Source organism: Streptomyces sp. TLI_105, from assembly GCF_900105415.1.
Classification (GTDB): domain Bacteria; phylum Actinomycetota; class Actinomycetes; order Streptomycetales; family Streptomycetaceae; genus Streptomyces.
Genome location: NZ_FNSM01000001.1, coordinates 8243307 through 8261395 on the forward strand (window position 1 = coordinate 8243307; position 18089 = coordinate 8261395).

General features: G+C 69.6%; 12 protein-coding genes and 5 pseudogenes. 6 read left to right on the forward strand and 11 right to left on the reverse strand.

The features are described 5' to 3' along the window. Nucleotides 1–196 precede the first annotated feature (196 nt). A pseudogene (locus BLW86_RS37540) lies at nucleotides 197–784 on the reverse strand (transposase family protein); the annotation flags it as partial. A 287-nt stretch (nucleotides 785–1071) separates the two neighbouring features. Between BLW86_RS37540 and BLW86_RS37545 the strand changes: the two are divergent. Together BLW86_RS37545 and BLW86_RS37550 are read left to right on the forward strand one after the other, a co-directional pair. Then, nucleotides 1072–1929 carry a YncE family protein gene (locus BLW86_RS37545; protein ID WP_093878162.1) on the forward strand — a complete coding sequence of 286 codons (858 nt, stop codon included), beginning with the start codon at nucleotides 1072–1074 and terminating at the stop codon, nucleotides 1927–1929. Between the two features lie 392 nt (nucleotides 1930–2321). After that, a pseudogene (locus tag BLW86_RS37550) lies at nucleotides 2322–2734 on the forward strand (transposase); the annotation flags it as partial. A gap of 55 nt (nucleotides 2735–2789) precedes the next feature. On the opposite strand, the pseudogene BLW86_RS37555 reads toward BLW86_RS37550, so the two are convergent. From BLW86_RS37555 to BLW86_RS37565, 3 genes and pseudogenes are all read right to left on the reverse strand, one after another. Continuing rightward, a pseudogene (locus BLW86_RS37555) lies at nucleotides 2790–3565 on the reverse strand (helix-turn-helix domain-containing protein). Then, nucleotides 3562–4740: a Cmx/CmrA family chloramphenicol efflux MFS transporter gene (locus tag BLW86_RS37560; RefSeq protein ID WP_093878163.1), complete on the reverse strand. Its 1179-nt coding sequence runs from the start codon at nucleotides 4738–4740 to the stop codon at nucleotides 3562–3564. The pseudogene BLW86_RS37555 and the gene BLW86_RS37560 overlap by 4 nt, the downstream one beginning before the upstream one ends. A gap of 335 nt (nucleotides 4741–5075) precedes the next feature. Continuing rightward, nucleotides 5076–5632: pseudogene (locus BLW86_RS37565) on the reverse strand (DUF3291 domain-containing protein). A 443-nt stretch (nucleotides 5633–6075) separates the two neighbouring features. On the opposite strand from BLW86_RS37565, the gene BLW86_RS37570 reads away from it, so the two are divergent. Next, nucleotides 6076–6441: a hypothetical protein gene (locus BLW86_RS37570; RefSeq protein WP_093878164.1), complete on the forward strand. Its 366-nt coding sequence runs from the start codon at nucleotides 6076–6078 to the stop codon at nucleotides 6439–6441. Between the two features lie 994 nt (nucleotides 6442–7435). Further along, nucleotides 7436–7690, forward strand: a complete 255-nt coding sequence (locus BLW86_RS43610) for a hypothetical protein (protein WP_256341578.1) — start codon at nucleotides 7436–7438, stop codon at nucleotides 7688–7690. A 912-nt stretch (nucleotides 7691–8602) separates the two neighbouring features. On the opposite strand, the gene BLW86_RS37585 is transcribed toward BLW86_RS43610, so the two are convergent. After that, the gene (locus tag BLW86_RS37585) at nucleotides 8603–9034 is read right to left on the reverse strand and encodes a hypothetical protein (protein ID WP_093878165.1); all 432 of its coding nucleotides are present in this window, start codon (nucleotides 9032–9034) and stop codon (nucleotides 8603–8605) included. Between the two features lie 497 nt (nucleotides 9035–9531). On the opposite strand from BLW86_RS37585, the pseudogene BLW86_RS37595 reads away from it, so the two are divergent. Continuing rightward, nucleotides 9532–10217 (forward strand): annotated as a pseudogene (locus tag BLW86_RS37595) (IS5 family transposase); the annotation flags it as partial. Here BLW86_RS37595 and BLW86_RS37600 read toward each other — a convergent pair. Further along, nucleotides 10184–10522, reverse strand: coding sequence for a hypothetical protein (locus tag BLW86_RS37600; RefSeq protein WP_093878167.1), 339 nt, complete (start codon nucleotides 10520–10522; stop codon nucleotides 10184–10186). The pseudogene BLW86_RS37595 and the gene BLW86_RS37600 sit on opposite strands and share 34 nt — an antisense overlap. Nucleotides 10523–11398: 876 nt before the next feature. On the opposite strand from BLW86_RS37600, the gene BLW86_RS37605 reads away from it, so the two are divergent. Continuing rightward, nucleotides 11399–12040, forward strand: a complete 642-nt coding sequence (locus BLW86_RS37605) for a GAP family protein (RefSeq protein WP_093878168.1) — start codon at nucleotides 11399–11401, stop codon at nucleotides 12038–12040. A 376-nt stretch (nucleotides 12041–12416) separates the two neighbouring features. Here the strand turns inward: BLW86_RS37605 and BLW86_RS37610 are convergent, their stop codons facing one another. From BLW86_RS37610 to BLW86_RS37625, 5 genes are all read right to left on the reverse strand, one after another. Next, the gene (locus BLW86_RS37610) at nucleotides 12417–13817 is read right to left on the reverse strand and encodes a chloride channel protein (protein WP_093878169.1); all 1401 of its coding nucleotides are present in this window, start codon (nucleotides 13815–13817) and stop codon (nucleotides 12417–12419) included. Between the two features lie 33 nt (nucleotides 13818–13850). After that, on the reverse strand, nucleotides 13851–14423 hold the full coding sequence (locus tag BLW86_RS37615; RefSeq protein ID WP_093878170.1) for a potassium channel family protein: 573 nt from the start codon (nucleotides 14421–14423) through the stop codon (nucleotides 13851–13853). Between the two features lie 285 nt (nucleotides 14424–14708). Then, on the reverse strand, nucleotides 14709–15191 hold the full coding sequence (locus BLW86_RS44165) for an AMP-binding enzyme (RefSeq protein ID WP_371129653.1): 483 nt from the start codon (nucleotides 15189–15191) through the stop codon (nucleotides 14709–14711). Beyond that, the gene (locus BLW86_RS37620) at nucleotides 15121–16323 is read right to left on the reverse strand and encodes an AMP-binding protein (protein ID WP_371129654.1); all 1203 of its coding nucleotides are present in this window, start codon (nucleotides 16321–16323) and stop codon (nucleotides 15121–15123) included. Before BLW86_RS37620 ends, BLW86_RS44165 begins: the two co-directional genes overlap by 71 nt. A gap of 54 nt (nucleotides 16324–16377) precedes the next feature. Continuing rightward, complete coding sequence (locus tag BLW86_RS37625) at nucleotides 16378–18084, reverse strand: aldehyde dehydrogenase family protein (RefSeq protein WP_093878171.1); 1707 nt, start codon at nucleotides 18082–18084, stop codon at nucleotides 16378–16380. Nucleotides 18085–18089 lie beyond the last annotated feature (5 nt).

Consider the following 18089-nt stretch of genomic DNA (forward strand, 5'->3'; position numbering starts at 1 on the left):
GAAAGGCCGACGCTCGACTGCCGTGCAGGTTCCGCGTTCGAAGAGCGCGAGGGTGGGACCGGGAGATCCCGCGCTCTCCACGAGGCCGAATGCAGGCTGCACACGCAGGGCTTTCTGGTGCTGCGGGGTGCTCGGCGCCCTCGGCGTGAGTCCGGGGGCGATGCTTCTCGTGCCGTGACTAAAGCGTGTTGGCGAAGGCATGCTCGACACGGGCACGCACCCTGCGGTGCTCGGCGTTGTCCTTCTCCTCGCCCGACAGCAGGGCCCGGCCGGGGCGTTTGCGGTGCGGGACGACGAGGCCGGTGTTGAGGTACGCGCCGTCGCCCAGCACGGTCGCACCGTCGCAGTGCCGGGCCGGGCCGGAGTCCCGCCAGGCCTTCGCGTCGGCAGTGTGGCCGGCCACCGGCCGGGCCGCGGCGATGACCAGCTTGCTGTCGGCATCGATGATGACCTGCACGTTCGCCGAGAACCGGTACGTGCGTGAGGACGCCCCGGTCTTTCGGTCACGGACCGGGATCAGGGTGCCGTCCACGATCCACAGCCGGTCGACCGCGTCGGCCGGACGTGCGGCCGGCTCGATCGCGAGCAGCGGCCGCGGCCCCTGAATCACCCGGCGCACGGTCACCAGCAGCACCCGGTCCGCCGGCGGCAGGCACCACGGCCGGCCGCCAGGGCCGTTCCCGCCTCGTTCCCGCACGGCCTTCAGTAGCCGCTCGAACTGCCGCATCCGCAGCCCCGTGAACGTCTCCACCCACAACGGCTCAGCCCTCAACACCCCGCACATGCAGGGGAAATGCCCGAACCGAAGTCTTCTGCAACACGCGTTAGACGTTGGAGTCAGCCGAAACAGTCCCCCTCACCGCCCCGCAGGCGCCAGGAAGCTCGCTGAGCGTAGCTCAACGACTTCAAGCCGCACTGGCCCAGACAGCGGACGAAAGGCTGCACCCACTCCTGGACCCTCTGGAAGCAGATCCAGGTCATGAGCCGTGCGTGAGATGCGGATGAGTGACTGGTGTCTCACGCTCGAAGAAGGGGGACCATCGCGCCGTCACCACCGCACAGGGAGACCCCATGGACACCTCAAGCTTCGTTGACGCGCCGCTGGACCAGCTGCTCGCGCGGGCGCGCGAGCAAGGGATACAGGTCGACGGGAAACCCACGGCGACGCCAGATGCGTCCGCTTCCGACGCCAACCGGATTCCGGCCGGCAAGCGCCCTCATAGCGTGGCGGTAAGCCCCGACGGCACACGCCTCTACACGACCAGCTTCGAGTCCGGCACCGTCTCGGTGATCGACCTCGAAAGCACGGCCATCGTGGAAACGATCGACGCGGTCGCGGCGCCCTACGGGGTGGCCGCCAATCCCGATGAGCACACACTCCACGTGGCCAGTCCCAGTGCCAAGACGCTCGTGCACATCGATCTCGACACTGGCGACCCCACCCAGAACGGCTTCGGCCACGCCCCCTACGGCGTGGCGGTGAGCCCCGATGGAGTCCGCGTCTACCTGACGCTGGCGCTGGAGGACTCCGTACTGGTCACGGACCACTTCGCCATGGAGAAGTTCACCGAGATCCCCGGCATCGCGTTCCCCACCGGCGTTGCGGTGACTCCGGACGAGAGCCTCCTCTACGCGACCAACTACTTCGGGGGCAAGGTGTCCGTGGTCGACATCGCCCAGAAGACGGTGACCGCCACGATCTCGGTCGGACCGCATCCGTACGGAGCTGCGCTGAGCCACTACGGGGACCACCTCTACCTGGCGCACTTCGGCTCCAAGTCGGTCTCGGTGATTGACACCAGCAACCTCACGGTGACCGATACGATCCCGGTCGCTGACGACCCGCGCGGGATAGCGGTGAGCAAGGATGGCACGCGCCTCTACGTGACCAGCTTCTTCGCGGACTGCGTGACAGCGATCGAGTTGTAGGGTCAGATTGCGGCCGGCACCGGGCCCAGGACCGATGCCGTCGAGTATCCCCGTCCACAGCTGATCGCGCGGACGCCGTCTCCGGGCAGTGCCACAGAGAAGAGACGTTCAGGGCTGCTGTCCGTTCTGTGGTCGAGATGTAGGACCATTCGTCGAGCAGGGCGTGGCCGAAACGACCGGCCCTGCCGTTGCCCTGGGGTCAGGATCGCCCGATGCGGGCCAGCCGCGTGCTGATCCTGGACTCGCGGGCCTGATGCCCTTCAGCTTTAGCCTCGCGCTTTCATGAAGCGGGCTGTCCGACGGGTGGTCAGGTAAGCGAAAAGCGCCTATGACCAGCAAGAATGAGTATTGTCGAGGTCCTTGTTCCTGTCACCGTCGGAGGCACTTCCCAGCTGAAGAAGCGTATCGGGTCCTATCCGCGCGTCCGCGTTGAGGGCGGCGGTCATGCGGTGGTGTCCCAGGGCGGGGCGGTACTGCTGGTCGAGACGGTCCGCAAAGCTGGGCTGGACCAGGGCGATATCGACGGCGCTCATGCCGTGGCGACGTAGGCGGGCTGCGCACGATCCGGGGAAGATTCTGCTGGACGTGGCGCTCGCGGTCGCGTTGGGCGGGGGGCTGCCTCGCGGATGTCGCGATGCTGCGGGCTGAGCCGACCGTATTCGGACCGGTGGCCTCCGACCCGACAGCCTCCCGCTTCATCGACACCCTCGCCGCTGCTGGGCTGAAAGCCCTGTCCGCAATCCGGGCCGCGCGGGCCGAAGCATGCGAGCGCCTCTGGGACCTGGCCAAGACTGCGGCCCTGGACGCCGCGAGCAGCCATTGATCACGGCCCAATACACCCCCTAAGCACCGTTGCGGTACTAGGTGTTGCTGGCCATGACGTTGGTGACGCTCGTGTGGAGGCGTGAGGCTGGAGGGCGGTTTCCGGCGGCGGTGTGAGGCCGGTGTTAGTTGTAGTGGACGTTCCAGACCGCGATCGCCCGAGTTCGTTCTGCTTCAGAGGTCCACTTCCTGGCGTAGAGAGGGGCTCGGTGTAGGCCAGGCGGGAGAATCCGTCGATGGCTGAGTGAAGGTAGACGTAGCCGCCTCTGGCGCCACTGGTCTTCGCGCGCTGCGCGGCCCTGGCCTGCCTGGAGCTACGTCCATGAACCCACCACCACCCGCCGCCGTCGGGGATCCGTCCGACCTTCTTGACGTCCAGGCGGACCATGTGGCCGGGCTAGCGGGCCACGATCCGTTTGGACGGGTGCCTGTTGGCTGAGCCGTCGGGGTCGAGGAACCGACGGTGGTTGATGCCCAGGCGCACCAGCCACCGGCCTGCCGTTCGCTCGCTGATCTGTACTCCCTGGCCTGCGAGTTCGAGGGCGATCCGGCGGGCGGACCACTTGTTGTCCCGCCGCAACCGCTCGATCTGTTCGACCACATCGGGTGGGGTCTGAGTCGGTGAGGAACGCGGGACGCTTGGGCGGTCCTGCAGCCCGGCCTCGCCGTGCGTGTCGTGCCGGTTCTGCTACGTGGACAGGCAGGCGCGAGATACACCGGCCTCGGCGGTGACGTGCGCGATCGGACGGGTGCGGCAGCGCTCCACGAGCCTTCGGTGTCCCTCGACGTCCAAGGGGGCGTTCACATGTGTCACTGGAGCACCTCGGTGCTCCGGGCGGCCGTGATGGCGGTGAGGAAGGGGAACGCGATGAGCAGCGCAACCGCGACGAGGAGTCCACTCGCCCAGAGCGGCCCGAGAGCACCGGCTTCGGTGCTGAGGGTGGCCGCAGCAACGACGGGGCCGACGGCGGCGCCTACGTTGAGCGCCGCGGTCGCATACGAGCCGGCCATAGTAGGGGCTCCCACGGCCTCGTAGAGGACCCGCGCAATCAGCGTGCTGCCCAGCGCGAACGACAGCGCACCCTGCACGAACACGAGGATGAACAGGACGACCGGCTCGTTGGCCAGCATCGCCAGGGCCGGCCAGCCGATGAGCAGCAACGGACCGGTGACTGCGATGACCGGACCGGGACGCCGGTCGGACAGCCGTCCGGCGACGGTGACGCCCACGAAGGAACCGGCACCGAAGAGCACCAGAGCGACAGAGGTCCACAACTCGCCCAACCCGGCGCTGTCAGTCACCACGGGGGCGAGGAAGGTGAGGCTTCCGAAGGTTGCCGCGTTCACCAGCGCGCCGAGCAGCATCACCAGGACCAACCGCGGCCGTGCGAGCTGAGCGAGCTCAGCTCGCAACGCTGGCCTGCCAGTCGCCTCATCCTCGTCACGCCCTGCTGGGATTCCCTTCAGAACGCCGAGAGCTGCAGGCAGGCAGAGAGCGGCGACAGCCCAGAATGTGGCCCGCCAGCCGAGCACCGTGCCGAGCACGGCCCCACCAGGGACACCGGCGATCGTGGCCACCGTCGTGCCCGACAGCAGCACGGCCAGCGCGCGTCCCTTCCTGCCGGGTGAGACCAGCGTGGCCGCAGCCGTCAGAGCGACGGCAAGGAACCCTGCGTTCGCGAGCGCGGCGACGACTCGGATAGCGAACAGGATGGGGAAGCTCGTGGTGATGGCGCCCACGGCGTGAGCTGCGGCGAAAACAAGGACGAATCCGAGAAGGCTGGAGCGCCTGGGCCAGTTACGGGCAAGCGCGGTCACAAGGGGGGCGCCGACGAGCATGCCCATCGCGAAGGCCGAGGTGAGGACGCCTGCTGTCCCGACTGTGATGTCGAGGTCTGAGGCGATGTCCGGCAAGAGGCCGGCGAGCATGAACTCCGAGGTGCCCATGGCGAAGACCGCCATGGCAAGCAGATACAGCGGAAGAGGCATCGAGTGGCTCCGAGGTGAGGAGAGGCACGAGAAGGTCATCTCGTCACCGCGGCCGGCCCCAAGCGCGCACTCGTCCCACCGCAGAAGACGGCGCGACGACAGGGCTACGAGCTCAGTGGTTCAGGGGGCTGACGGCGTGACCGAAAGCCCCCACCTTGTCTGACTCAGGACTCGACATGGCCCGCACGCTACCCGATCGATCCCCGTCGAAGCATCTTGGTTTCCCGGGCATTGGCCTGTGTCACCAACGTCATGTCCCGCAACAACCAGGGGGTTTCTTGCCGTCATTCGATCGAGGCGTTTTGACCGCGACCCCAGTCGTTCAGGCTTCCTTGTCAGCGAACCTGGTCGCTCTTCGGCCCGATGCCTTTGATCCTGGCCGGAGTTCCGTCCGGGGCGAACGAGCGGTGGAAGGTGAAGGCGTGCGGCACGGAGCCGTGGTCGTGGAGGTGCTCCAGCCTGGAAACCCCGTCCTGCCAGGTGGGTATCACGCCGTCGGGGACCCACCAGAACACGTAACTCGGGTGTTCTGTCCTCTCGAACCAGTCGTAAGGCCTGTTCAGCGCCTCAGGGTGCAGACCGGTGTAGATGGTGTCGAAGGCGGATCGCAGGTCGGTCCAGAGTGAGAGGGTCGCGTCCAGGGCGATGGTTTCCACCGTACGGCCCTTGCCGTACCAGGTCGGTACGGCGAACTCTCCCCATGCACCCCGGTCCAAGTCGAAGTGTGTGCCCGGCCGCGGTCTGCCGCTTCGGCACGAGTGAGGTACCCGGGGTGCCGGCTGATCTTCCGGTAGACGGGCTCGCCTCTGTCGTGGAGTTCGCGCGTGAGAGGTGCGGGATCGGCGAGAGGCGACTTCAGGACGCCGAATGTGTACAGGGCAAGACGGGGCATGTGTCTCTCCCCGGTCGGGGGTGCCTGGTGTGGACCCGCTGGGGAGGTGGCGCTGCCTGCCGCCGTGGAAGGCCGCATCGGCCCGGCAAATGCCGAGAAGCAGCATCGACAACCCCGCTCAAGCCGCGGTCGCGGGTGATGAACGAGGGCGCCCCCTGGCTCCGAGAGCCAGAGGCCGCTTTCGTATGCCCAGGGGCAGTATCAGCCGCGTGCCTTGTCGACAGTGCGGGTCAGATCCGTGTTGACGAGGGCGGGCGAGCCGGAGACTACGACGAGCACGGAACCGGAAGTGCCGGCGTGGGAGTCGGGGACGTTCCTGGCTGGACAGGCCGTCGTCGTGGCCTGATCTCTGAGACCAGAAACCGGCTGTTACGGTTCGCGGCCACACCGTAGAAACGGGCTGTTGTTTTTCGTTGGTCGTTTTCCGATCCAAGGAGCCCATCATGGCCCGTTTTCGCACCACCACCATGGCCCTCGCCGCCGCCGCGATGCTCGCCCTCACCGCCGCGCCCGCCCAGGCGGCCCCCGGTGACGTGACGACCACCTGTGCGAGCACCGTCACCCCGGCAGGCTACGTCGACGTCAGCTGGGGTTACAGCGCCAGCTGCGGCACCCAGAACTTCAACCCGAACATCAAGCAGATCAAGCAGCTCACCGGCCTGCCCATAGGCACCGTCGTCCAGGCGTGCGGGTCCACGTACTACCCCGCCGGCTGGACCGCGACCAGCTCCTACTACTCCAGCTCCTGCGTCGCGTGGCCGAACTCCGGCTTCAACAACAACGCCTGGACCCTCAAGCGCGTCTCCTGATCGCACCTTCCGATTGGAGTGCGCCCCGCGAGCGGATCAAGCGAGCGGGTGAACACGTCGATGTCGCCTCCAGTAGTTACGTGCTCCACCGTTTGGCTCCGGTGGTGACATGTTCACGGGTGGGTGATGCCCGCCTGGTCGACGTCTGGGCAGCGAGCGGACCGGAGAAGGAGAATGGCCTTACCGGTTCGGACGACGAGCGGCGCCGTTCTCCTTGGCCGCCGTACGCGATGCTTCAGGTGTCGATCGCCTGACGGGGTTCATCCCGGTCACGCCGGCGGCATGGTTCGCGGCCCGGCGCAGTCGCCAGACCGGGACGTCGCTGACACGTTCCGCCGTGTCGAGTTCACGGCGTCCGCCGGCTTAGCTGAGGAGGGCGGCCGGGTCATGGCCGACGGCCTCGGCTTCGGTGAGGGTGGCTGCCAGGGCGCACCAGCCGGATTCGGAGAGGACCTGCTCGGCGAGCTCGGAGATCGCCTTTCGTGCGACGGCGCTCTGCCGCTGCAGCAGGGGCGGGCGAGATGTCGGCCGCGTTGCGCGCCGAGGCGTCGGTCTGGGAGAAGGAGATGCCGGACGGGGTGCAGCGGGCCCAGGACCTGCAGTCGATGGTGAGGGGCGCTCGCCATCGGCTGATTGCTTGAGCGAGCTCTTTTCGTGCTTCCGCAATAGTTGCATGTGCTCCATAGGTGCAAACGCGGGTAGGCGATGTGATCTGGATGGTGCTGACTGCAGACGAAGTCGGCCCAGGAGCGGCGCAGGCTGCTCCTCGTCGGGCGTGTGGGCGGCTCGGTGCGGGTTCGGTCTTCTTCGTGGGGCATGAGACCGTCTGGTGGTGCCGGAGAGGATGAGCGGGTTGGGGGCGGCCTTGGCCGAGGCGTCGTCTCCTTCGTGGGCGCGGCGTGCTAGTGCCGGGCGTGACCTTGCTTCCTTCGCCGAGGTTCCCGAGGCGGCGGAAGCGCTGCTGGGGCTGTTGCTGGATGTCGAGGACACGGCGGTGACCCGACAGGCGGCAGAGGCCCTGGCCCGGGCGGGGACGGTGGCCGCCGTGCGGCTCATCGCTCGCGCGGTTGCCGAGGCGGACGACAACCAGGCCGACTGGCTGCGGACCGGGGTGCATGACGCGCTCGTGGACGCGGACGGCGGGCCGGACGTCGCGGCGGTCTGCGGGAAGCTCGCCCGGGACCCGGGAGAAGCCGTCCGCCGGGGCGCCGCGGACATCTCGGCATGGACGGACGGCGACGGGCTCTGACCCGAGCCGGCCTGCCTGCGGGCCGCTTCCTGCGGCCGTCGCCTCGGGGATGCGGGTGTCGTGGGCGGTTCCGTCGTGGGCCATGGCGAAGGGGATGCTGATGGGGGAGGGCCCCGCCGTCGGCGTCGGCCGCCGTACCCCCACCCGCTCGATGCCGTGTCGGCCTGGGCGTCGGGGCCGTTCTCGCGCATCCACGTCATGCGGGCTTGTCGCCCGCGAGCTGCCCGGCGTTGCGTCGACCGGGCGGTGGTCGGACCTCTCATCAGCGTCTCCGGCGGCGTCCCTCGCGGTCGGTGACGCTGTCTCCCAGGTCATCCGTTCGCGCGGAGGGCGCATGACCCGGGGCTTTCTCTACCGAGCCGATAGAGGGGCGGGGGGTGCCCGGTCTCTGCCGTGGCCGTCGTCGCGACTGTGGGAGGGGGTGCATCGCAGCCCCTCCCACAGTCGCGCGGTCGGCGGGTGTGCTTCCAGGGTGTGCTCGTGTGCGAGCAGGTCTGGGCGGCTGAACACTGACCCTTTGCTGACGATTCGTCAGGTTTGCGGTATGGGTGCCAGCACCTTCTTCGTCTGCTGGTGGTACAAGCGGCGCATCCTTCTGACCAGTATGAATGACGGTCCTCTGCGCCGATTGCAGGGTGCTGGACCGCGGATGGTCCGGGTCTTGGTGAGTGACAGCGATCGCCACCCGCTTCCACCTTGAGGCGATCGTGGTGGTGGCAGACGGCGACGGCCGACTGGGCGTGGGGACGACGAGGCTCCGGACTCGACGGGCAGCCGGCTGCTTGGCCGGCTCGATGCCTGACCCCAGAGTCCTGCAGGGACGGTGCACTCAGAGAGGCGGGTGTTCCCCCCGCCCCGCTTGGGCTTCCCGTCGCGCGCCCGGAAGTCCGGAGGCCGGACGGGAAGTGTCGGTCAGTAGCGGCGGAGGTGGAGCATCTTGCCGGTCTTCTGGCCGAGCCAGATCTTGCGGTGGTCCGCAGCGCCGATGACGGCGGGGTTGCTGTAGCGGTGTGGGAGGTCGGTGCCCGGGTTGACCAGCACGGTCGCCTCGTCGAGCCCCCAGTTGTCGCTGCCGTTCTTCGGCTCGAAGCGGATGTACAGCGGGAAACGGTCCAGGTCGTCGGTGTTCAGGCGCGGGGCCGTGGGGTCGTTGCGTTCCGCGTCGAGCACGTTGGCGTCCTGACCGAACACGTAGGTGAACTCCGCACCGGGTTCGAAGTCGTTGTCGGTGGTGTCGACGTGCAGTTCACGGCCGGCGATGCCGAGATAGACCCAGCCGTCGGTGCCGGCGTCGGATTCCTTCGCTGTCTTCAGCATCAGTTCGACCTTGCTGATACCTGCCATGGGGTCTCTCCTGTGTCCGCGGGGGATAGGGGGCGAGGGCACCGTCATAAGGGGTCTGGCTGGCGGTTGCCCGATGGCGAACGTAGAGGGGCGGTTGACGTTCTGAGAGGCCGACATGCGGTGATCCTCCGAAGTGATGATCTTGAAGCGCACGACGTGCGCTGGCGTACGCCGGGCCATTGATCACGCCGCCGCGCGCCCGTGCCCAAGCTGTGCCGAGACCCGGGAGCGCCTGGACGGGCGTCGGCGGGAGCAGCGGCGAGCGTTGCGGGCGGCGGGTTGCGCCTGTGCCCTGGTGGGCCTCAGCAAGAAGGGGCCGGCACCGGGACTCACCCCGGAGGCGGTGCCCCGTTCAGTGCTGCGAGGGTTGTCGTTTCTGACGTCGAGCGGGTCGCCGACGCGCAACTGCTTCGTGCGGGCGACGAAGGCGTCGCGGAAGGACTCGTACGCCCAGGCCGCGATCAGGATCCGCTGTGTGCCGATGAAGTTCTGGCCCGCCGCCGGTGCTCGGTCCGGCCTGGCCCACGGTCTACCGGCGGTTCGCCCGGTGGGGCCGCGCTCGCGTCCGGGCACGGCTCTACCGCGTCGTCCTCGACGAACTTGGCGCCCGTGGGGAGCTGGACCGGTCGCGGTGTGCAATCGGCGCCGTCAGCCTGCGGACTGCAAAGGGGGCTTTGGCGGGAGCGAATCCGACCGACCACGGGAAGTCGGGTTCGAAGATCCATCTGGTCACCGACCGGAACGGACTGCCGCCGGCCCTGGGTATCTCGGGCACGAACACGCATGACAGCCTGGGCCTTGAGCCACTCGTGCGCGGTATCCCGCCCGTCCGGTCCCGCCGCGGCTCCCGTCGCCGACGGCCGGACAAGCTGCACGCGGACAAGGGCCACGACCGCGATCGTCCACGCAAGTGGCTGCGTCAGCGCGGCATCCGCCCCCATGCTGCCCGCAAGGGCATCGAGTCCTCACAAAGCGCCTGGGACGTCACCGCTGGGTGGTTGAGAGAACCGTGTCCTGGCCGGCCGGTTGCCGAAGGCTCCACCGGCGCCACGAACGCAAGGCCGAACACTTCCTCGCTTTCGTCGGCATCGCCGCGGCTCTCATCGGTTGTCGTCGGCTCACACGAACCGGCATGACTCAGGCCCCGGATCAGCCGACGTGTTCCAACGACACCTGCGCGTAGGAGCCGTCCCAGAACGTGAACACGGTCGGCTCCGTGTCGTACTCGTGTCGCAGGTAGCCCCCGTACCCCGGGACGGCGATGTGCGGGGCCACCGGCGCCGGCAGAGCATCAAGCAAGGGCAGGTTGTCATCAACCCAGTAGTTGCACGCGAAGATTTCCCACAGGAGACGGCCGAGCTCGTCCACTCTCTCCGATCTGCGCATGGTTGCGAGATCCCCTCCCGGCAGCTCGCTGCCGGGATGCGTGAGGAACGGCGGCCAAGGGTGCTCCTCCTCGTCAAGGCCATCCGGACAGTCGGAGTCCATGCCCAGATGCCGGCGACAGGCAGCCAGGGTGGACTCGGAGATGTCGGTCGCTTCGCAGGAAGCAGGACAAGACGATCTCGTAGTGCTCGCTCACGGCGGGCGTCGTCGAGCCGTATGGTCAGGGCGGTTCTCAGTCCGTCGGCGAAGTCGCGTTCCGTGCCCCGCACGTCCTCGCCACCACCGAAAGCGGCCACCACCCGGACGAGGCCGCCCTCGCCGCGCGCGAGCCGCGCAGCGCCTCGATGCTCGCCGTGGACGGATTGCTCGTGGTGGCGGAGCGCCCGTGGAGGCGGCGTCGGCGGCCCCGAGGCGGGGGAGAGCAGCAGGACGAGGCAAACGGCGGCCACGGTCGTCGCACCTGTGTGTCGTGTCACGACGGAGTCGTCCTCTCGTATCGTGGGGCGGACGCCTGCTGAAGGGTCCGGTCGGCGACCGCGCCGTGAATCGGCCCGGCCACTGTCCGGGCGGCGCGACACAGAGGCATCGGCAGAACCACCGCCCTTCGCCGGTCACCGCACGCCGCGGCGCTTGCGCTGCCGGAGCGCCTGGCGGAGCCCGATGCGGTCGACGGCGGAGAACAGGGGCGCCGCGCCCCCGGACCCCGGTCGTCGCCGCTTCTTGACCGCGTCCCCGCCGGAGTCGCTCCAACGGGCGCCCACCTTTCGCGGGGCGCACGAGTTCGTGGCTGGCTGGGGGAGAGACGTCCGCGCCCCCTGCTCGTTCAGGACGGCGTCGAGGCCGTGACGTCGACATCAGCAGCACCCACGGAGGTGGCCGCCGTATGCGCCGGAGTCGAACCAGGCGGCAGCCGCAACCCCGGCGGGAACGGGCCGGGCGGCTCGCGGCGTCGGGCGTCGGTGACGAGGGCGCGCGCACATGACACTCGACCTCATCATCATCGGCGTGGCGATCGCCCTCCACCCGCTGCCGGCCATGGCCCTGATCCTGCTGCTGTCCGGCGACAGGGGCGTACGCAAAGGGCTGGCCTTCGTTCTCGCATGGCTGGCCTCGATGGTGCTGGTGATCGGCTGCGTCCTGCTCTTCACAGGCGGGTCCCCGCCCAGAGAGCACACGGCTCCCTCGACCGCCGCCCTCGCCGTCAAGCTCGCCATCGGACTCGGGCTGATCCTCTTCGGCGCGTACAAGAAGCGCAAAGAAGCCCGTCCGAGGGCGGAGCCGACCTGGCTCGGCAAGATGCGCAACGCCTCCGGATGGTCGGCCGCCGGCATGGGCGTCCTGCTGCAGCCGTGGGGTCTCGTCGCCGCGGGGGCCGCGACCGTGATGAACGCCGACCTGTCCCACGCGGTCACCTGGTTGACGCTGCTGCTCTACTGCCTGCTGTCCACGTCCACTTTCCTGGCGATGGAGCTGTACGCGACGTTCCGGCCCGCTCGGGCCGGCGCCAGACTCCAGGCCCTGCTCCACGGGATCACCACGCACCAGGATCAGGCCGTCGTGGTCCTGTCCCTGGTGGTGGGTTTCTGGCTGACCGGCAAGAGTCTCTACGAACTCACCTGACAGCACCGTCCCGGGCGACCCGAGCGTGAGGGAACCAACGGTGCCGGAATCGAAGACGGCGGCGAGTACGGCCCGGCAACTCCGCGGGCGTCATCGTGCACGAGAACGTGTGGACCACACCGCTCGCAGCGGCACTGCGCCGCAGCGGAGCACGGATGGTGGCCACCGGAAGGATTCGGGCCGAGAACCTCCTGGCGTCTAGGGAGCAAGGAGTGCTCTTCGAAGCCGAGTTCGCGGTCCAGAAGAGCCGCATCCTCGAAGCCTGATCGGGACGGGCCCCACCTCTTCCCTTCTCGACTTCCGATCAGCCCCGTACAGGTCCCCGGGTCGTACGGGGCTGAGCCCTGTACGGCCGGCTCTCAGCCCTGTACGGCTCTCAGCCCTGTACGGCGTCTCGGCCCCGACCGGCCTCGTCGCCCGCCGTCTCGTCCTCGGGCGGTCGACGGCGCATCACCGGCGGGCCCGTCGGGAGCAGCTCGCCGGTGACGAAGGCCGTCACGGCACCCAGGATCACCACCGGGATCGTCTCGGCGTTCCCGAGCACCAGGACCACGAGGGCGACACTGCTGACCGGCAGCCGCAGAGCGGCTGCCGAGGTGGCGGCCATGCCCGCGGCGACCGCGGGGATGACCCCGAGACCGGGCAGCGGCGCGAGCAGCACGCCTGCCGCCGCCCCGAGGAAGAGCACCGGGAACACCAGGCCGCCGCGGAGGCTGCCCAGGCAGAGGGCGTACGCGGCGGATTTGAACAACACGACGGCCAGGAGGGCGCCCACGCCCCAGGCGTGCGGGTCCTCGGCCAGTCCGGCCAGGGTGGCCTGGCCGGACGAGGCCACGTCGACGGGGGTGCGACCCGTGACGAGCGTGTAGAGGGCGGCGCAGCCTCCGGCGGCGACGGCGCAGATCACCGTCCGGACGAAGGTGGAGGCCGCAACGAAGACGGCGATCAACCGGCCAGCGATGATCACCACGTGCACCAGCGCGCCGATCCCCGCCGCGAGCACGATCGACCACACCACGTCCCCGGTGTCCAGGCGCGGGGGAGCGGTGGGGAAGTGGATGGAGAGACTGCCCGTCTCCAAGCCCGTCCAGCGGCCGAAGCCCGTGAACACCACGGCTCCGACGCCGCTCGAGAGCAGGGCGGGAAGCATGATGACGAACAGCTGGGGGCCACCCACGCCCGCCACCTCGATCAGGAGGATCGCGGCGATGAGCGGGTTGCCGAAGATGGCGGAGACGGCCGCCGCCGAGCCCGCCGCGCCCAGCAGGGCGGTGCTCTGCGGGGTGGCCGGGGCACGGACGAGACGCCGGAAGAGCAGGGCCAGACCGCCGCCGAGCGCGATCAGGGGTGCCTCCGGGCCGAGGGCGGCACCGAGCGGGAGGCTGGCGAACGCCGCGATGATCACCCCGGGCACGGCGGCGGCCGAGGCCTCACCGGCGTGCAGGCCGTACGCCGGAACGTGACCGCCGGCGCCGGGCAGATGGGTCACCACCAGCCCCACGAGGATTCCGGCCACGGCGAGCAGGGGCAGCGGCCACCAGGCCGGTGGGGTGTCCCAGCCCAGCGCCTTCGGCAGGTCGGCCCACATCACGTGTTCGAGCTCGTGCAGACCGGCGAGGAACCAGAAGGCGGCCAGGGAGACCGGGACGCCGATGAGCGCGCTGAACACCAGGACCTTGCGGTAGGCGGGCTTCCGCAGGAGGTCCCGCAATCGGTCGGCCTCCGCGGACTCCACGGGCTCTTCGGAGGGGGCCGGGCCGGCTTGCGACGCCGTCATGGATTCCGTCCTTCCGGACCTGGGGCGGGGAGGTCATGGTTCGGGCTCCTCCGGTGCCGAGGAGGACTGGCGTCGTTCCAGGCCGATCCGGACCGCTCCGACGAGGGCCTTCGCGATCACACCTACGAGGACGAGGTCGGCCACCATCTGGCCCGTGGTCAGCACCCGAGCCGTCTGCGAGACCGGCACGATGTCACCGAAGCCGACCGTGGCGAAGACGGTCACCGTGAAGTACAGAGCGTCGTTCCTGCTGAGCGGTTCGGAGAAGGGGTGTTCTCCCTGTCCTCGTGCGTAGAGGTAGTAGGTGGCCGAGAACAGCAGCAGGAACAGCGGGACCGCGGTGGACAGGGCTTCCACGGCGCGCAGCCGCGGGTACGGCGAACCGACGATGCTGACGGCCTGAAGGGCCAGCAACGCGCCGATCCCCAGGATCCCCAGGATCAGCACGGTGCCCGTGTGCTGGTCGAAGTCCCTGTCGAGGGGCAGGAGGAAGTAGGCGGTGGTGGCCGCCGTCACCACGACCGCCGAACGCAGGAGGGGCAGGAGCAGGCGAACGCGCCGGGGACCGATCCGCCGGCCCCGCTCGCCCTCCCGCGGTGCGCTCATGGGGACTGCGGCTCCTTTCCGGCGACGAGCCCGGCCACGGCGAGCGCCGACGACACCGGCCAGGGCTGGGCTTCCATACGGATCTCCCGCAGAACGGTCCGCGGGTGGTCGCGAGCGGCGGAGAAACCGCCGCCCGTCCAGCAAAAACGCTCTCGCAGGGTCTCGCGACCGGAGCGACGCCGCATGTCCTCGCCCGGCAGCCGAGGTGTCGCGGCGCCACCGAAGGGCTTCCGCCCGGAGGCCGGCCTCCGCGTACGGCCGGCCGGACGAAGCGCACCCCCTGCCTCAGTGGGTTTCCAGCAGGTCCGCGGGCCTCGCCTCCGCGACGACCGCGGGGGCGTCTGCGGTGCCGGCCTCCTGGAGTTCGCGCTTGAGGATCTTGCCCGTGGCGTTGGTGGGCAGGACATCGAGGAATTCCGCCAGACGGGGGTACTTGTAGCCCGCCATCCGCTCCTTGCACCAGCCGGTCAGCTCGTCCTCGGAGAGCGTCGCTCCCGGCGCGAGCACCACGCAGGCCTTGATCTCCTCACCGTGACGCTCGTGCGGAACGCCGATCACGGCCGCCATGCTCACGGCGGGATGCGTGAGCAGGACCTCCTCGATCTCGCGCGGGTACACGTTGAAGCCGCCGCGGATGATCATGTCCTTGGCGCGGTCGACGATGTAGAACCATCCGTCGGCATCACGACGTGCCAGGTCACCGGTGCGGAACCAGCCGTCGCGCATCACCTCGGCCGTCGCGTCGGGCCGGTTGAAATAGCCCTTCATGACGTTGTGTCCGCGGACGACGATCTCGCCGATCGCGCCGGTGCCCCGGACGGTCGTCCAGTCCTCGTCGACCAGGTCCACCTCCACCCCCCCAGACCGGGCGGCCGATGGACCCGGGCCGCACCGGCTCTCCCCGCGGCGAGAAGGTGGCGGCCGGACTGGTCTCCGAGAGGCCGTACCCCTCCAGGATCGTGACACCGAACCGCTCGGTGAAGCGGCGGTGGATCTCCACCGGGAGGGCGGAGCCTCCCGACCCCGCCATGCGCAGGTTCCCGGCGATCCGGGGCAGGTCCACGTCGGAGCAGTCCGCCTCGAGCAGGGACCAGAACATGGTGGGCACGCCCGCGAAGAAGGTGACGGCGTGGCGTTGCATGAGGGCGAGGGCCGCCCGGGCGTCGAAGCGCGGTAGCAGCACCAGCGTGGCCCCCGACGCGATACCCGCGTTCATCTGCACGACCTGGCCGAAGGAGTGGAACAACGGCAGTGCGATCAGGTGTACGTCGTGCTCGACCTCGCCGAACAGCTTGTGGCAGGTCAGCACGTTCATCATCACGTTGGAGTGGGTGAGCTCGGCGCCCTTCGGCCGACCCGTGGTGCCGGACGTGTACAGGATGACCGCGGTGTCGCCGGGCTCCGTGGCCACGGTCTCGAAGTCCGCGCTCCCACCGGCCAGCGCCGCCGTGAGGGTCTCCGCACCCTCGATGGGGGAGCTCCCGGAGGGGGTGGCCGGCAGCAGGAAGAACTGCTCGCACCCCGGCGTCTCGCCGAAGCCGTTCCAGCCCTCCTGCCCGAGCGGGAGCTCCGAGCCGCCCTCGAAGCAGAAGTACGCCCTGGCCTGGGAGTCGGCCAGGTGGTAGGCGATCTCATGGCTCTTGAGCAGCACGTTGAGTGGTACGGCCACCGCGCCCGCCTTGAGGATGCCGTAGTAGACGATCGGGAACCACGGGACGTTCGGGCACGACAGCGCGACCTTGTCGCCCGGGTTGACGTCCCGTGAGCGCAGCAGGTTCGCGACGCGGCGGGCGGCCGTGTCCAACTCCGCGTACGTCAGGCGCTGGACGCCCAGCACGACCGCCGTACGGTCGGGCACGGCACGGGCGCTGTTCTCCAGCAGGGTGGCGAGGTTGAGCATGGGGTCTCCGGTGGGGGTGCGGTGGATGCGCGGGTCCGGCGGGCGGGGCGGCCGTCAGCCCCGCAGCGCAGCGGCGAACAGGGCGGGCAGCTTCGCGGGGCTCGGCGCCGCGGTGAAGCGGGTGAGGCGCTCCACCGCGGTCCGGGCCCTGCGGTGGGTGACGAAGTAAGGGGGGCGCGGGGACAGGGACGGACCACCGGTGAGCAGGCCGCGCGGGGCCGGTGCGAACGGAGCGCGCAGTACGGTCTTCTCGACGTCTTCGAGCATGAACGCGTTGTGCACGAAGCCGATGCCGCTGCCGATGTCCTGGCGGGTGTGGCCGGGGAAGGCCCCCCAGGGGGTGTACCCGAGCAGGAAGCCCACGCCCGACCAGCAGTTGACGCCCAGCGTGCCGTACCGCAGCTCGGCGATCGCGGAGCGTACGGCGTCCCGGTGCGCCTTCTCGGTTCTCGGATGGACGATCAGGGTCGCGCCGAGGGTGCCGGGCAGGGTGTCGTTGGCGAAACCGACGGCACGGCGCAGGAACGCGTCCGGAGTCGCGCCGGGCAGGCGGACGACACCCAGGACGCTGCCGAAGACCTCGTCGCTGATGAGCGGGTCGTCGTGGTCCGCGATGTCGGGTACGAGCAGCCGGCAGCCGTCGCCGAGTTCCTCCGCCGTCGGATGGGCCGCTCGCACGGAGGCGAGGCGGTCGGCGGCGCCGGGGTAGTAGTCGGTACGCGGGGGAAGCTCGCGCAGCACCGTGCGGATCTCGTCGAGCAGCCGCTCGGTACCGTCCCAGTCCCGTGGGAGGACGAGGATCTGGCTGGCGACGCAGTTGTGGCCGGAGTTGTTCATCTTGCTGGTGACGATGTGCTCGGCCTGGAAGCGGAAGTCGGCGGCGCTCCACGGCCCCGGCGTCACGATGCAGGGGCTGACGCCGCCCAGCTCGCTGCTGAAGGGCTTGGCGATCAGCGGCAGGTCGGCGCGGCGGCGCCGCTCGGCGTCCTCGTCGGTGCCCCAGACGAGGGCGTCGTGGGTGCGGGCGCTGCCGGTGATGTGCAGGGTGTCGACGCCCTGGTGGCGGGAGAGGTGGCCGCCCTCGGCCGCGCAGCCGTCGACGAAGCGCAGCCAGCCCCGTTCGACGAACTCGGCGAAGACGTACTCGAAGTGGGGGCGCAGATAGGCGTTGACCGGGTTCATCTTCGCGATGACGACCTGGCCCTCGGCGTAGAGCTTGTGCAGGATGTCGAGTGCGGTGATGGCGGCGACGTTGCCGGCGCCGAGCACCAGGGCCACGGCCGGGTCCGCCCGCCTGCTCCGGTACTTGCCCGCGGCGCACGCCAGCGCCTGCTCCGCGGTGACGCCGGGGCGCATCCACACCTGGGCCGAGAACCCGTTGAGCAGCAGGGTGTCCCAGCCGGTGGCGGGGAAGACGTCCACGCGGGTGCGGCCGTTCTCCTCGCGCACCCTCCTGCCGTCCACCGGATCCCCGCCCGCGGCGATCCGCCGGAGGACGTGCAGCAACGCCGCGGTGTTCTGGGCCAGGGCCCAGGGGCCGCCGATCCAGTCCTCGGCGGCCCAGGGGGATTCCGGTCCGTACCCCTTGGCCCGGCTGCCCGCGTCGGCCATGCCGGCCGATCGGGCGACGACGCGGGATCGCAGCCGTTCCAGGAGGGCGATGCGTTCGGAGAGCGGGGTGGCGGTCCAGGACGCGGCTCCGGCCCGTACGTCGGCCACGGTCCGGTCGAGGAGGGAGGTGTCAAGGGAGCTGGTGTTCAACGTCG